Origin of the sequence: Nonomuraea fuscirosea (genome assembly GCF_003001935.1) — a bacterium.
Lineage (GTDB): Bacteria > Actinomycetota > Actinomycetes > Streptosporangiales > Streptosporangiaceae > Nonomuraea > Nonomuraea fuscirosea.
In genome coordinates, this window is record NZ_PVNG01000007.1 from 256963 (window position 1) to 271744 (window position 14782).

Here is a 14782-nt window from a genome sequence, read left to right on the forward strand (position 1 = left end):
GCTGTCCTTACGCGTACGGGAAGGCGATGATGCCCTTGGCCACCAGGCGCACGTACAGGTCGGCGCCCATGACCGAGAACATCGAGGCCCACGCGAGGGGTTGGTGCTTGGCGTTGAGCTTGGACACGAACGTCCAGGCCCGGTACCGCAGCGGGTGACGGGAGAAGTGGTTGAGCCTGCCCGCGGTGATGTGCCGGCAGGAGTGGCACGACAGCGTGTAGGCGTTGATGAGGACGGCGTTGGCGATCAGGATCCAGCTGCCCAGGCCGAGCGGCTTGTGCACCACCGCCAGCACGGCGTCGTAGGCCAGGATGAGGCCGATCACGATGGCCGCGTAGAAGAAGTACCTGTGGATGTTCTGCATGATCAGCGGGAAGCGCCGCTCACCGGTGTACTTCCCGTGCGGCTCCTGCACGGCGCAGGCCGGCGGCGAGAGCCAGAAGGAGCGGTAGTAGGACTTGCGGTAGTAATAGCAGGTCAGCCGGAACCCACCGGGCAGGGCCAGGATGAGCAGCCCCGGCGACAGCGTGTACCAGTCGCCGATCGGCGCCCAGCCGAACAGCTGCGCCCCTTCGGGACACGTGACCGCGGCCAGGCAGGGCGAGGCGAACGGGGCGATGTAGGGATCGACGAAGATGCTGTTGTCGATGATCGCCCATACACCGTAGACAAGGAATGAGCTGAGCCCGAAGAACGTCACGAGCGGGACCAGCCACCATCTGTCCGTACGCAGGGTGCGCACCTTGACTTGCGCACGCTGCCGGCGGACCGGGGCTTCGGGCGTCGTCTGGGTCATCGCGGACCTCTCCACCTCCCGCGGACCCTTAGCGCAGGGGGTCCGTGGTTTCGTTTCACTGGGCGCGCTCTTAGGGCGGGATCCGCTCGGGCGCGCGTTGGTGGGGGATACGTTACGACGACGGGATCGACATTTGTGAGCGGGGTCACTCACTTTTTCGATGACTAGCTGTGATTCCTGTCACGTAGCCCGTCAGAGGGGCTGTTCCAGGGGCGGTAACTTCACCACTGTCACGAAAAAGTTATCGATCTGCCGGACAACGCGAATAAATTGCTCGAAGTCCACTGGCTTCGATACATATGCGTTCGCGTGCAGCCGGTAGCTGAGGAGGATGTCCTCCTCCGCCTCGGACGTCGTCAGGATCACCACCGGGATCGTGCGTAACTCGGCGTCGGCCTTCACCTCCTCCAGCACCTCCATGCCGCTCATCCTGGGCAGGTTGAGGTCGAGCAGGACCAGGTCGGGGCGCGGCGCGCCGGCGTAGTCGCCCTCCCGGCGCAGGTAGGCCATCGCCTGCTCGCCGTCGTTGACCACGTTGAGCCGGTTGCGCACCTTGTTGAGGTCGAACGCCTCCCTGGTGAGCAGGATGTCGCCCTGGTCGTCCTCCACCAGGAGCACCTCGATCGGCCGCCAGTCGTTCATCGCTCGTCTCCCGCGGCGGGCAGCGTCCATCGGAACGTCGCGCCGTGCCCGTCCCCGGCTCCGTCCCCGTCTGCGTCTCCGTCTACGTCTACGTCTCGGTCTCCGTCGAGCCAGAGCGTCCCGCCGTGATACTCGACGATCTTGCGGCAGAGCGCCAGTCCGATGCCGGTGCCCGGGTAGACGTCGCGCGGGTGCAGCCGCTGGAAGATGAGGAAGATGCGGTCGGCGTACTTGGGCTCGACCCCGATGCCGTTGTCGGAGCAGCTGAACTCCCACCGGTCTCCGTCGCGCCTGACCCCGATGTGCACGCGCGGCGGATCCTCGGCGCGGAACTTGACCGCGTTCTCGATGAGGTTCTGGAAGAGCTGGGTGAGCTGCACCTGGTTGCCGACGACGCGGGGCAGCTCGTCCCGGGTGACGGTGGCGCCGGTGTCCTCGATCGTGGCCGAGAGGTTCTCCAGCGCCCGGTCCAGCGCCGTGCCCGACTCGGTCTCGGCCTTCTCGCCGGTGACCCGGCCGACGCGGGAGAAGTCGAGCAGGTCGTTGATCAGCAGCTGCATGCGTTTGGCGCCGTCCACCGCGTAGTTGATGTACTGCCTGGCCCGCTCGTCGAGCTGGTCGCCGTAGCGCTGCTCCAGCATCTGCGTGAAGCTGGCCACCTTGCGCAGCGGCTCCTGGAGGTCGTGGCTGGCGACGTACGCGAACTGTTCCAGCTCGCTGTTGGACCGGCTCAGCTCCTCGGTCTGGTCGGCGGCCGTGCGCCAGGCCGAGACGATGCGGGCGCGCATGGAGTCGATGTGGCTGGACAGCTCGGCCAGCTCAAGGGGCCTGTCGACGTGCAGGTCGCGGTCGAAGTCGCCGCCGGCGACGGTACGGACCTGCTCGGTGAGCTGGCCGATGGGCTTGAGCACGGCGTAGCGCACGATCACGGCCAGCCCGACGCCGCAGGCGAGCAGGAGGGCGAAGACCACGATCAGGGCCACGGTCAGTCGCTCGATCTGCGCGGCCACCTCGGGCCGCGGGTTGAGTTCGGCGGTCCTCGCGGTCATCGTCATGACGATGACGACCCCGGCGACGAAGGTGAGGCCGGCCACCGTCGCGGTGGCCAGGAACCAGTGGGCGACGGGCACCCGGCCCAGGCCGATCGGCTGCTTGGGAGGGGGAAGGGGATGGATCGTCATGTGATGCACCTCCGCACCATGACCACGGCCAGGTCGTCGCTGAGCGTGCCCACGTGGCTGATGAGCCGGTCGAGGTCGATGGCGCCGTGCTCGCGTACCAGGTCGAGCAGGCCCTCCACGCCGAGCAGCCGGCTCGGCTCGCCGACGGCGGCCTCGATCAGGCCGTCGGTGTAGAGCATCATCGACCACTCCGTGCCCAGTGGGACGTCGATGACCGCCCACTCCGCGTCGGCGAAGATGCCGAGCGGCGGGCCGGAGGGTGTCTCGGTCACCACCCGCACCTCCCCGTCGCGCACCAGCAGCGGCGGCGGATGGCCGACCACGCGCATCGTGGCGTGGCTCAGGTCGGGGCTGATCGTGGCCGTGCACAGCGTGGTGAAGATCTCGGGGGCCTTGCGCTCGGCCCGCAGCAGGGTGTCGAGCGTCCGCAGCAGCGTGTCGTCCGGCTGCCCGGCCAGGACCAGCGTGCGCCAGGCGATGCGCAGCGCCACGCCGAGCGCGGCCTCGTCGGGGCCGTGGCCGCACACGTCGCCGATCACCATGTGCACGGAGCCGTCCGGCGTCTGCACGGTGTCGAAGAAGTCGCCGGCCAGGGTGCCGCCGCTGCCCGGCAGGTAGCGGGTGACGTGTTCGATGGCGGACGAGCGCAGCAGCGGGCCGGGCAGCAGGGCGCTCTCCAGCCGCGCGTTCTCCTGGGCCGTCAGCTCGGCCTGGACGAGTTTGAGCTGGGCCAGGTCGGCGCGCTTGCGCTCCATCGCGTACCGGATGGACCTGGCCAGCAGCCGGGCGTCCACGTCGCCCTTGACCAGGTAGTCCTGGGCTCCCGACTGCACGGCGGCGACGCCGACGTGGACGTCCCTCAGTCCGGTGAGCACCAGCACCGCCGTGTGCGGCGCCAGCGCCAGCACCTCCTCCAGCGCCTCCAGCCGGCTGGCGTCGGGCAGGGAGAGGTCGACGAGCACACACTGGATCTGGGGGGTCAGCTGCTCCTTGGCCTCGCGCAGGTTGCGCGCCCTGAAGATGCGCGGCGGTGCCTGGGCCTGGTTGAGCAACTCCTCGACGAGGAACGCGTCGCCGTCGTCGTCCTCGATGAGCAGCAGCGTGAGCGTCTGCGAAAGGTTCGCCGTCAAAAGGCCTCTCCGATTAGGACCGCTAGATGCTCATTCTGCGATGACTTCAACCCCTTGCGGAAGCGGGCCCTCGTGACCGGCTTCCGCGATGAGTTCGACCCCTTGCGGAAGCGTCCCTTCGTGATCTGCTTCCAGGACGAAGGAGAGCAGGGTCTGTCTGAACGCCTGCGCGGCCCTGGTCGGCTCGACGTCCTTGCGGTGGGCCAGCGCGATCGTCCGGCTGAGCCCGGGTGGCGCGAGCGGCGTGCCCAGCAGGCCGGGCCGCCCGTCGAGGACCATCGACGGCACCACGGCCACGCCCAGTCCGGCTTCCACGAACCGTAGCACGGCGTCCATCTCCCCACCTTGGACCGCGAACCGGGGCTCGAAGCCCGCCTGCCGGCACGCCGCCAGCGTCGCCTCGCGCACGTCGTAGCCGCGCCTGAACATCACCATCGCCCGGCCGCGCAGGTCCTCGATCCGCAGGTAGGGGCCCTTGATCTGCTCGTGGGACGGGGCGACGACGACGAGGTTCTCGCGCAGGATCTCCTCGGTCACCAGCGAGGGGTCGTCGCTCTGCAGCGGCATGATGATCAGCGACAGGTCGAGCTGCCCCCTGGCCAGCGCCCTGATCAGGTCACGCGAGCCGCCCTCCTCCACCAGCAGCTCGATCCCCGGGTACGCGCGATGGAAGCGGGCCAGTGCGTCGGCCAGCAGCCCCGCGCACAGGGAGGGCGTCGCCCCCAGCCGCACCCGGCCGCGGCGCAGCCCGGCCAGCTCGGCCACCTCCTGCCTGGCGGTGTCGGCGTCGGCCAGGATCCGGCGGGCCAGCGGCAGCAGCGCCTCGCCGGCCGCGGTCAGCGTCACGTTGCCGCGCGCCCGCGAGAACAGGGGCGCGCCGAGATCGGTCTCCAGGGCCTTGATCTGCTTGCTCAGCGACGGCTGCGCGACCCGCATGCGCTCGGCCGCCTGGGTGAAGTGCCTGGCCTCCGCCACCGCGACGAAGTACGCGAGCTGCTGGAACTGCATGTGATTTTCCTCGCACCGGCCCGGCGTAAGGCGACGATAAAAGCCGCGCCTTGCCTCATCATAGCCCGTGGCTATCGAAACCAGATCTGTGATGACTTGGACGGATCAATGCTGGATACCTAGCGTCGATGACGTGACTGCCACGATAGAGCGCGGTGCCGCCACCGCGTCTGTTACCCCTCCCCGTAAGGCCCCGACGAGGAAGAAGCCGGGCGGGTTCCTGGGCTCCTCGAACGGCAAGAAAGCCGTCATGGCCGTCACGGGCGCCGTGATGGTGCTCTTCCTGCTCGGCCACATGCTCGGCAACCTCAAGATCTTCTTCGGCCGCGAGTCCTTCAACGACTACGCCCACGCGCTGCGCACGCTGCTGGAGCCGCTCGTTCCCTACCGCACGCTGCTGACGCTCGTGGAGATCGCCCTCGTGGCCTCGGTCGGCCTGCACATGTGGGCCGCGATCTCGCTGTCCCGCCGCGCCGGCAAGGCCAGGCCGGTCAAGTACGTGGCCAAGAAGTCGCAGGCCGGCGGCTACACCACGCACATCATGCGCTGGGGCGGCGTGACGATCGTGCTGTTCGTGATCTGGCATCTGCTCGACCTGACGTTCGGCGTGGTGAACCCGAAGGGCTTCGACGCGGCCCCCGCCGACCGGATGATCGCCGGCTTCGAGGTCTCCCGCTGGTGGGTGACGCTGATCTACGTGGTCGCCGTCGTCATGGTCGGCCTGCACCTGCGGCACGGCCTCTGGAGCGCCTTCCAGACCCTCGGCTGGGCCGGCCACGGCCGCTACCGGCTGCTGCGCGCGTCGGCCGCCCTGGTCTCCGCGGTCCTGGTCATCGGCTTCCTGGCCCCGCCCCTCGCGATCACGTTCGGAGTTGTCAAGTGAAGTACACCGAAGGTTCCGCGATCAGGGACACCAAGGCTCCCGCCGGGCCTATCGAAGAACGCTGGGAGAAGCGCAAGTTCGGCGCCAAGCTGGTCAACCCGGCCAACAAGCGCAAGCTCAACGTGATCGTCGTCGGCACCGGCCTGGCGGGCGGCTCGGCCGCGGCGACCCTGGGCGAGCTGGGCTACAACGTCAAGTCGTTCTGCTACCAGGACACGCCGCGCCGCGCCCACTCCATCGCCGCGCAGGGCGGGATCAACGCCGCCAAGAACTACCGCGGCGACGGCGACAGCATCTACCGCCTGTTCTACGACACCGTGAAGGGCGGCGACTTCCGCGCCCGCGAGTCGAACGTCTACCGCCTGGCCCAGGTCTCGGTGAACATCATCGACCAGGCCGTGGCGCAGGGCGTGCCGTTCGCCCGTGAATACGGCGGCCTGCTCGACACCCGCTCCTTCGGCGGCGCCCAGGTCTCCCGTACGTTCTACGCCCGCGGCCAGACGGGGCAACAGCTGCTGCTGGGCGCGTACCAGGCGCTGGAGCGGCAGATCGCGGCCGGGACCGTCGAGATGCACACGCGGCACGAGATGCTCGACCTGATCGTGGCCGACGGGCGGGCACGCGGCGTCATCGTGCGCGACATGGTCACCGGCGAGATCGAGCGCCACCTGGCCGACGCCGTGGTGCTGGCCACCGGCGGCTACGGCAACGTGTTCTTCCTGTCCACGAACGCCAAGGGCTGCAACACCACCGCCATCTGGCGGGCCCACGAGCGCGGCGCGTACTTCGCCAACCCCTGCTACACGCAGATCCACCCGACCTGCATCCCGGTGTCGGGCGAGTACCAGTCCAAGCTCACGCTCATGTCCGAGTCGCTGCGCAACGACGGCCGCGTGTGGGTGCCGCTGCGCAAGAACGACGAGCGCGCCCCCGGCGACATCCCGGAGGAGGAGCGCGACTACTACCTGGAGCGCATCTACCCGGCCTTCGGCAACCTGGTGCCGCGCGACATCGCCTCCCGCGCCGCCAAGAACGTCTGCGACGAGGGCCGCGGCGTCGGCCCCGGCGGGCTCGGCGTCTACCTCGACTTCAGGGACGCCATCAACCGTCTCGGCCGGGACGCGGTCGAGAAGAAGTACGGCAACCTGTTCGAGATGTACGAGCGCATCACCGGCGAGAACCCGTACGACGTGCCGATGCGCATCTACCCCGCCGTCCACTACACGATGGGCGGGCTGTGGGTGGACTACGACCTGCAGTCCACGATCCCCGGCCTGTTCGTCGTCGGTGAGGCCAACTTCTCCGACCACGGCGCCAACCGCCTCGGCGCGTCGGCGCTGATGCAGGGCCTGGCCGACGGATATTTCGTGCTTCCGACCACCATCGGCGACTACCTGGCCGCGGGCCCGTTCGGCGACGTGGACGACGAGGCCGTCGCGGAGGCCGAGATCAGGGTCCGCGCCAAGATCGACCGGCTCATGTCCGTGAACGGCACCCGCACGCCCGACTCCTTCCACCGCGAGCTCGGCAAGCTCATGTGGGACTACTGCGGCATGGAGCGCACCGAGGAGTCGCTGCGCAAGGCGCTGGAGCGCATCCCCGAGCTGCGCGAGGAGTTCTGGCAGAACGTCAAGGTGAGCGGCACCGCCGAGGAGCTGAACCAGGTGCTGGAGAAGGCCGGCCGCGTCGCCGACTTCTTCGACCTGGCCGAGCTCATGTGCCTGGACGCCCTCATCCGCACCGAGTCCTGCGGCGGCCACTTCCGTGCCGAGTCCCAGGACGCCGACGGTGAGGCCCTGCGCGACGACGAGCACTTCGCGCACGTCTCCGCCTGGGAGTTCGGCGGCGAGGACGGGCCGGTGCTGCACAAGGAAGCGCTCGAGTACGAGTACGTCAAGATGACCCAGCGGAGCTACAAGTGAACCTGACCTTGCGCGTCTGGCGGCAGAGCAGCCCCTCCGACGCCGGACGCATGGTGACGTACAGGGTGGAGGACGTCTCCCCTGACATGTCCTTCCTGGAGATGCTCGACGTGCTCAACGAGCGCCTCATCCTGGAGGGCGACGACCCGATCGCGTTCGACCACGACTGCCGCGAGGGCATCTGCGGCATGTGCGGCATGGTCATCAACGGCGTGGCCCACGGCGAGCAGCGCGCCACCACGACGTGCCAGCTCCACATGCGCCACTTCGAGGACGGCGCCGAGATCACCATCGAGCCGTGGCGCGCGGCCCCGTTCCCGGTCGTCAAGGACCTGGTCGTGGACCGCAGCGCGTTCGACCGGATCATCCAGGCGGGCGGCTTCGTCTCGGTCCCGGCCGGCTCCGCGCCCGACGCCCACAGCATCCCGGTGCGCAAGGAGGACGCGGACTCGGCCTTCGACGCGGCCACCTGCATCGGCTGCGGCGCCTGCGTGGCGGCCTGCCCCAACGGCTCGGCCTCCCTCTTCACCGCCGCCAAGATCACCCACCTGAGTCTGCTCCCGCAGGGCCAGCCCGAGCGCCTCACCCGCGCGAAGGCCATGGTGGACCAGATGGACGCGGAGGGCTTCGGCGGCTGCACCAACACGGGCGAGTGCACGGCGGTGTGCCCGAAGGGCATCCCCCTGGACACGATCGCCCAGATGAACAGCGACTACCTGAAGGCGAACGCCAAGTAGGAGCCGGTTCGGAATGATGGGCGCAACCATGACAGTTGCGCCCATCATTATGAGGACACACGATCGTGGCGTCCTGGCAGACTAGGTGGCCTGTGTTCGTGGCTTGACTAGTATGCTGGCAAACATACTAGTTAGGTGACGCCGATGCAGAAGCCGCAGCGGGTGCTGTCCAGGGACGCCGAGTGGGCGGCGCTGGAGCAGTTCGTCCGGCATCCCGATCCGCATCTTCGCCTGGGCGTGGTGTCCGGGCGGCGCAGGGTGGGCAAGAGTTTCGTCCTGCGCGCCCTGGCCGAGGCGAGCGGTGGTCTCTACGTGACCGCCGTCGCCGAGGAAGGGGTCGTGGCGTCGCGACGGCGGCTCGCGGGGGAGATCGCCCGATACGCGGGCATCGGGCGCGGGATGATCGCCGACGCGAGCTGGGAGGAGCTGCTCACGACGGCGATCGAGCTCACCTCCCGCCGGGCCGGTGCCGTGTTCGTCATCGATGAGTTGCCGTACTGGATGGGCCACTCTCCCGAGCTGCCGGGGCTGCTGCAGCTGCTCTATGACCGGTCCCAGGCGGGGGAGGGCGTGCCGGGCGGGCGCGTGATCGTCTGCGGGTCGGCCATGTCGGTGATGAACGAGCTGCTGTCCGGGACCAAGGCCCTGCGCGGGCGGGCGGCACTTGACCTGCGGCTGGCGCCGTTCGATCTCGGCACGACGGCCCGCCACTGGGGCATCGGCGATCCGGCCGCGGCCGTGCGGGTGCACGCGATCCTCGGCGGATCGCCCGGCTACCGCAACCTGGCCGGCGTTCCCGCTCCCCGCACGGTCGCGGACCTGGACGCGTGGGTGCCGGCCACCGTGCTCGATCCGCGGCAGGCGCTGTTCTCCGGCAGCGAGGCCGAGTATCTGCTGCGCGAGGATCCCAAGTTCAGCGGCAGCGCGCTGCACTACGCGATCATCAACGCGGTCGCCGGCGGGGCGAGCGGCCCGGCGAAGATCGGCGGGCTGCTGGAGCAGCCGCGCACCGCGCTGGCCCGCCCGCTGGAGGCCCTGACGAGCGCCGGATTCCTCCGGTACGACACCGATCCGCTGTGGGAGAGACGCCCGGTGATCACCGTGGTGGACCCCATCGTGCGCTTTCACAACCTGATCACCGTGCCGCAGCGCGATCTCGTCGACACGGGGCAGTCGGCACAAGCCTGGCAGCGGTCGAGGCCGACGTTCGTGGCCGGCGTCCTGGGTCCCCACTTCGAGCAGTGCGCCCGAGACTGGCTACGCGGTCGGGCCGAGTTCCGGGGAGAGGCAGGCCTGGTGACGGCGACCGTCGTCAACGATCGGAAGGGGCGGGCCAAGCACGAGATCGACGTCGTCGCGCTGGACAAGAGGGCGGGCCGGGCGCACATCACCGTCGTCGGCGAGGCCAAGGCGACCGTCACCCGGCGGACCATGGCCGATCTGGACCGCCTGGACGGGCTGAAGGCGGTGCTGGCCGGGCAGGGGCACGACATCGCGTCGGCCGTCCTCGCGCTGTTCTCCCTGGAGGGTTTCCAGCCGGACCTCGCCGACGCGGCGCGGCGGAGGGGAGACGTGCTGCTGGTGGGAGTGCCTACGCTGGTCGAAGGTGCGGACCCCGTGGTGGTGCCGCGCCGAATTCTCTGAGACGGGAGGTAACAACGGGCGGGATGTGGCCACTTCCTGGTGTCAGAAGAACGCATTCCGAACGAAGGGGCTGGGCGGTGGCGGATGATGCGCACCGGTTCACCGGCATGTACGACGAATGCCGGCAACGGGTCTGGGCCTACGTCGTCAGCCGTGCCGGGCGGCAGGTCGCGGACGAGGTGGTCAGTGAGACGTTCGCGATCGCCTGGCGGCGGCTGGACGACGTGCCCGACCCGGCGCTGCCCTGGCTGCTCGGCGTCGCCCGCAACGTCCTGCGCGACAACGTGCGCGCGGAGGTGCGCAGGCAGGCCATGGCCGCCGAGCTGAAGGCGTGGACCGAAGGGGACGTGGCCGACCAGGTGACCGAGCGGATGGCGGTCGTGCGTGCGCTGGCCGCGCTGCGGGAGGACGACCGGGAGATCCTCGTCCTCGTCGCCTGGCACGGGTTGTCGCCCAAGGAGGCCGCGCGGGTGATCGGGTGCTCGTCGGCGGCGTACCGGGTGCGGCTGCATCGAGCTCGCAAACGGCTCAAACAGGCCATCGAGTCGGGGGAGGCGGCGGTGGGTGCGCCGTACTCCGGGGAGCCGTCTTCGAGCGCGCCGTACGCCGGAGAGCCGGTCCGGCGCGAGTCGCCCACGCCCCATGTGCGGAACCTCAGCGAGGAGTGGTCATGAACCCCATCGACGAACTTCGGGCGGCCAAGCCCGCGCACCTGGACGACGGCGGCCGGGTGGACGAGCTGACCAGGGCCACGGAGCTGGCCCGGGCGATGTCCGGACCCCGGCAGGCGCCGGCCCGGCGCAGGGTCGTACGACCGGCCTGGGGGCTGGGGCTGGCGGGGGCCGCGGCGGCCGTGACGGCGGCCGTGGTGGTGGTGTCCGGGAACGGGCCGGTGCCCGCGAACCCGTCCCGGGCGCCCGGCGGCACGGGGGTGGTGGCGAGCGCGGAACCCAGCGCGAGCGGCACACGGACGCGGGCGCCGCGGGTGGCGTTGCCGGCCAGGCAGGTGCTGCTGGCGGCGGCCGAGAACGCGGCGCGGCAGGACGAGGGCAGCGGCGACTACTGGCACAGCGAGTCGGTGAGCCGGAACCTCTACACCGTCAAGGACGGCGGCTACCTGGTCGTGGACCGGAACCGCCTCGAAGGGTGGACGCCCGGCGCCACCGGCGGCGAGCAGTGGTCGCGCAGCAAGTCGCTCGGCGCGCGGCCCGCCACCGAGCAGGACAGGAAGGCGTGGGAGCGGGCGGGGTCGCCGTCCGCGTTCGAGGCCGTCATCCCCGGCAAGGGGGGCGGAAAGGAGAAGTACGGCGCCATCCCGTTGTCCACCTCTCCTCGCCCGGCCAGGACCGAGCGCAGCTCGCTGGTCGACGGTGACAAGGTGTTCTGGCTCGGCCGGAACGTCACCATGAAGGACCTGCGCGAACTGCCGAGCGACCCGGCGAAGCTGAAGAAGTGGCTGATGGCCTCGTACGAGGGCCACGGGACCGAAGGGGACAGCCAGGAGATGTCGGGCGACGTGTGGCTGTTCACGGTCAGCATGGGGCTGATCATGGACATGCCGGTGACGCCCGAGGTCCGGGGGGCCGCCTTCCGGATGCTGGCCGAGCTCGACGAGGCGAAGGTGACCGCCGACGTCACCGACGCCGAGGGGCGGAGCGGGACGGCCGTGTCGGTGCAGGAACCGACGCACGGGGGCGGCATCGACGAGAAGCGGCTGGTCTTCGACGAGTCGACCGGGCGGGCGCTGGCCAGGGAGAACGTGGTCGTGAAGGCGGGCACGTTCCAGGCCGGGCTGGAGCCGGGCACGGTGTGGACGTCGGAGGTGCTGATCGGGTCCGGCTGGACGGACGCGGGACCCAAGGGCTCCTGACCCCGTCGTCCCCGGGCACGCGGCTCGCCGGGCGGGCCGCGTCGTCAGCCGCGCTGGGGGGCCGCTTCGGCGGCTTGTGTGGTCAGCCGCTCTGGCGGGCCGCGTCGTTGGCGTTCGTGCGGATCTGCTGGATGCGCTGCTTGGTCAGGCCGAGCAGCTCGCCGATGTCGCCGTCCGACAGGCCCAGCTCGTGCATGTGCTTGACCCGCTTCTTCAGCGTCCGCGTGTAGTCCTCGGCGATGGCGGCGGCCTGGCGCTGGAGGGCGGCGAAGTCGTCGAGGTCCTGCTCCGACAGGCCGGGCAGGGCGTAGTGGTAGACCGGGGACGGCGGCCTCGGGCGGTCGGCGAACAGGAACGGCAGCCCCTCGGCGACGTCGGCGTGCAGCTCCTTGAGCGTACGGGCGGACATGCCGCCGGCCACGCCGTCCACCTGGGCCAGCCACAGGCTGCCGGCCATGGTGACGTGGACGTCGACGCGGTCTGCGGTCATCGGTGCTCCAGTCAGTCCTTCAGCCAGCCGTCGCCGAAAAGGTGTGCCAGCCCTTCTTCGAGGGAGTCCACGAGCTGTGGCGTCTCCCCTGGGTAGAGCGGGACGATGGCGCGGGCCGCGACCCGGCCCCCGGCGTCCCACAGCAGCAGGAAGCGCTGCCGCCTCGTCGTCTCCACCCAGTCGGGGCGCAGGCCGTGGAGGCGGGAGAGCCCGATGATCCGGTCGCGGATGGCCGCGTAATCATCTCGTTCCACCACACGCGGCAGACTATATCCCTTGACTAACACCGACAAGGGGCCTTGTCGGCGATATTTCCCATACGTGTTGGTTAGGGCGCGACGAGCTCTAGGACACGATCCAGGCCCGCGCGAACGTCTCCACGGCCGCGCGGGCGATGCCCGCCAGCTCGGCCTCCTCCAACTGCCGGGTGCCCATCTGCGAGCGGGCCTCAAGGGGGCCCAGGACCAGGGCCATGAACTGCTCCGCCGCCAGGTCGGGGTCCGTGGTGCGCAGGCGGCCGGCCAGCGCGAGCCGGGCCAGCCGGTCGGCCAGCGCCTGGTTGACGCGGTCGAGGCCGAACTCCTTGACGATGTCGAGGATGTCGGGGAAGTGGGTGATCTCCGAGTAGAGCAGGCTGCGCAGGGCGCAGTAACGGCTGTCGGTGTGCAGGCGGAGCAGGGTGAGGGCGACGGCCTCCAGCGTGGCGGGCAGATCGTCGCCCGGGTCGGCGAGCGGCGCCAGGGCGGCCACGCGCTGGTCGAGCGCGTCCATGGCGGCGGCCCTCATGGCGTGCCGGAACAGGGTCGCCTTGTCGGTCATGTGGTTGTAGACCGTCGGCTTGGCCACGCCCGCCTCGCGCGCGACGTCCTCCACCCCGGCCTGGGCGTAGCCGTGCCGGGCGAACACGGTGAAGGCGCCGTCCAGGATCGCCTGGCGCTTGTCGATCCGTCCGCGGGTGGTGCTCATGCGATCGATTGTACGCGCGGGTTCAGGTTGATGAACGAGCTGGTTGCGATCGTACGGTCGAGGTATTTATGTTGAACTCATGAGTTCAGAAAACGATGATCGGCTGGGTCGCCGGCTGGTGGGGATCATCGCCGTGGTGCTGCTCGGCGGGTTGCTCGGCATCCTCAACAGCACCATGGCCGCCGTCGCCACCGACACCCTGGTGCTGGCGTTCGACACGTCGCTGAGCACGGTCGGCTGGGCCTCCACCGGGTTCCTGCTGGCCGTGACCGCCACCATCCCGTTCACCACTTGGGCCGTCGACCGGTACGGCGGCAAGCGGCTGTGGACGGCGGGGCTGCTAGTGTTCCTGGCCGGTTCGCTGGCCGCGGGGCTGGCCTGGAACGTCGGCAGCCTGATCGCCTTCCGCGCCGTGCAGGGGCTCGGGGCCGGGCTGCTCGACCCGCTCGTGCTGATCCTGCTGGCCAGGGCCGCGGGGCCGCGGCGGGCCGGGCGGGTGATGGGGCTGATGGGCGTGGTGCTGTCGCTGGGGCCGGTGCTCGGGCCGATCGCGGGCGGAGCGATCCTGGGGGCGTCCACGTGGCGGGCGATGTTCCTGATCAGCGTGGTCGTCGGGGTGGTGGCGCTGGTGCTCGCCGTACGGGTGATCCCCGCCGACGAGCCGGGCTCGCCGGGACCGTCCCGGTTGGACGTGCTGGGCCTGGCGTTGCTCGGCCCCGGGTTCGCGGCCGTGGTGCTGGGGCTGTCGCAGACGGCCGAGCAGGGCACGATCGCGGTGTGGCAGGCGCTGACGCCCCTGGGACTGGGCCTGGCCCTGCTCGCCGGATACGCCGCGCACGCCCTGGGCCGGCGCCGGACGCCGCTGATCGACCTGCGGCTGTTCCGCAACCGGGGATTCAGCGCCAGCGTCACGATCATGGGGCTCGGCGGCATGGGCCTGTTCTCCGGCCTGTTCGCGCTGCCGCTCTACTACCAGCAGGCACACGGACACGGCGTGCTGGCGGCCGGGCTGCTCATGGCCCCGCTCGGGCTCGGCGGCTCCATCGCCATGCCGCTGGCCGGCCGGCTCTCCGACCGGGTCGGCGCGCGCGGCCTGGCCGCCGGCGGGGCGGTCGTCGCGGTCCTGAGCATGTTCGCCCTGACCAGGATCGAGGCGGGGACGCCGGAGGTCTGGCCGGCGTTGGCGGCGCTCACGCTCGGCCTGGGCAGCGGCTGCTTCAGCGCGCCCACCATGGGGTCGCTCTACCGGACGCTGCCTGGGCCCATGGTGGCGCAGGGCAGCTCCGTCCTGTACATGCTCAACCAGCTCGGCGCGGCGCTCGGCGTCGCCCTGGTCACCCTCGTCGTGCAGAGCGCGGCCGACACGATGAACGGCCTGCGCGGCGTCTTCTGGGTCGGCGTCGTCTCCACGGTGATCGTCCTGGCCCTCGTGCCGCTGCTCCCGGGCCGGACGGCCGGGGCGCCGGCGGCCGTGCCTGCGGAGTCGGAGAGAGCGGACGTACCGCGCTAATTC

The 14782-nt window shown here is 70.3% G+C and carries 15 protein-coding genes; 7 read left to right on the plus strand and 8 right to left on the minus strand.

Annotated features, from left to right (window positions below; translation table 11 throughout):
* Window positions 1–7 precede the first annotated feature (7 nt).
* The 5 genes from B0I32_RS18520 to B0I32_RS18540 form a co-directional block, all read right to left on the minus strand.
* Window positions 8–796, minus strand: a complete 789-nt coding sequence (locus B0I32_RS18520; protein ID WP_106240728.1) for a hypothetical protein — start codon at window positions 794–796, stop codon at window positions 8–10.
* A 192-nt stretch (window positions 797–988) separates the two neighbouring features.
* A complete protein-coding gene (locus B0I32_RS18525) occupies window positions 989–1438 on the minus strand; it encodes a response regulator (RefSeq protein WP_106240731.1) in 450 nt (149 codons plus the stop codon).
* The gene (locus B0I32_RS18530) at window positions 1435–2619 is read right to left on the minus strand and encodes a sensor histidine kinase (protein WP_106240733.1); all 1185 of its coding nucleotides are present in this window, start codon (window positions 2617–2619) and stop codon (window positions 1435–1437) included. Before B0I32_RS18530 ends, B0I32_RS18525 begins: the two co-directional genes overlap by 4 nt.
* A complete protein-coding gene (locus tag B0I32_RS18535; protein WP_106240735.1) occupies window positions 2616–3749 on the minus strand; it encodes a PP2C family protein-serine/threonine phosphatase in 1134 nt (377 codons plus the stop codon). The genes B0I32_RS18530 and B0I32_RS18535 overlap by 4 nt, the downstream gene beginning before the upstream one ends.
* Before the next feature lie 30 nt (window positions 3750–3779).
* On the minus strand, window positions 3780–4757 hold the full coding sequence (locus tag B0I32_RS18540; protein ID WP_106240738.1) for a LysR family transcriptional regulator: 978 nt from the start codon (window positions 4755–4757) through the stop codon (window positions 3780–3782).
* Between the two features lie 133 nt (window positions 4758–4890).
* On the opposite strand from B0I32_RS18540, the gene B0I32_RS18545 reads away from it, so the two are divergent.
* From B0I32_RS18545 to B0I32_RS56525, 6 genes are all read left to right on the plus strand, one after another.
* Window positions 4891–5640 (plus strand): succinate dehydrogenase cytochrome b subunit, encoded by a 750-nt coding sequence (locus B0I32_RS18545; RefSeq protein ID WP_245955892.1) that lies wholly within the window; start codon window positions 4891–4893, stop codon window positions 5638–5640.
* Window positions 5637–7562, plus strand: coding sequence for a fumarate reductase/succinate dehydrogenase flavoprotein subunit (locus B0I32_RS18550; protein WP_106240744.1), 1926 nt, complete (start codon window positions 5637–5639; stop codon window positions 7560–7562). Before B0I32_RS18545 ends, B0I32_RS18550 begins: the two co-directional genes overlap by 4 nt.
* Window positions 7559–8299: a succinate dehydrogenase/fumarate reductase iron-sulfur subunit gene (locus B0I32_RS18555; protein ID WP_106240746.1), complete on the plus strand. Its 741-nt coding sequence runs from the start codon at window positions 7559–7561 to the stop codon at window positions 8297–8299. The genes B0I32_RS18550 and B0I32_RS18555 overlap by 4 nt, the downstream gene beginning before the upstream one ends.
* A gap of 144 nt (window positions 8300–8443) precedes the next feature.
* The gene (locus B0I32_RS18560) at window positions 8444–9943 is read left to right on the plus strand and encodes an ATP-binding protein (protein ID WP_106240748.1); all 1500 of its coding nucleotides are present in this window, start codon (window positions 8444–8446) and stop codon (window positions 9941–9943) included.
* A gap of 77 nt (window positions 9944–10020) precedes the next feature.
* On the plus strand, window positions 10021–10617 hold the full coding sequence (locus B0I32_RS18565) for an RNA polymerase sigma factor (protein WP_245955893.1): 597 nt from the start codon (window positions 10021–10023) through the stop codon (window positions 10615–10617).
* Window positions 10614–11813, plus strand: a complete 1200-nt coding sequence (locus B0I32_RS56525; RefSeq protein ID WP_146178216.1) for a CU044_5270 family protein — start codon at window positions 10614–10616, stop codon at window positions 11811–11813. Before B0I32_RS18565 ends, B0I32_RS56525 begins: the two co-directional genes overlap by 4 nt.
* A gap of 82 nt (window positions 11814–11895) precedes the next feature.
* Here B0I32_RS56525 and B0I32_RS18575 read toward each other — a convergent pair whose 3' ends face one another.
* The 3 genes from B0I32_RS18575 to B0I32_RS18585 form a co-directional block, all read right to left on the minus strand.
* On the minus strand, window positions 11896–12303 hold the full coding sequence (locus tag B0I32_RS18575) for a hypothetical protein (protein WP_106240754.1): 408 nt from the start codon (window positions 12301–12303) through the stop codon (window positions 11896–11898).
* A gap of 11 nt (window positions 12304–12314) precedes the next feature.
* A complete protein-coding gene (locus B0I32_RS18580) occupies window positions 12315–12557 on the minus strand; it encodes a hypothetical protein (protein WP_146178217.1) in 243 nt (80 codons plus the stop codon).
* Window positions 12558–12648: 91 nt separating this feature from the next.
* Window positions 12649–13269, minus strand: a complete 621-nt coding sequence (locus tag B0I32_RS18585) for a TetR/AcrR family transcriptional regulator (RefSeq protein ID WP_106240759.1) — start codon at window positions 13267–13269, stop codon at window positions 12649–12651.
* A 79-nt stretch (window positions 13270–13348) separates the two neighbouring features.
* On the opposite strand from B0I32_RS18585, the gene B0I32_RS18590 reads away from it, so the two are divergent.
* Window positions 13349–14779 (plus strand): DHA2 family efflux MFS transporter permease subunit, encoded by a 1431-nt coding sequence (locus B0I32_RS18590; protein ID WP_106240762.1) that lies wholly within the window; start codon window positions 13349–13351, stop codon window positions 14777–14779.
* The last annotated feature ends 3 nt before the right edge of the window (window positions 14780–14782 follow it).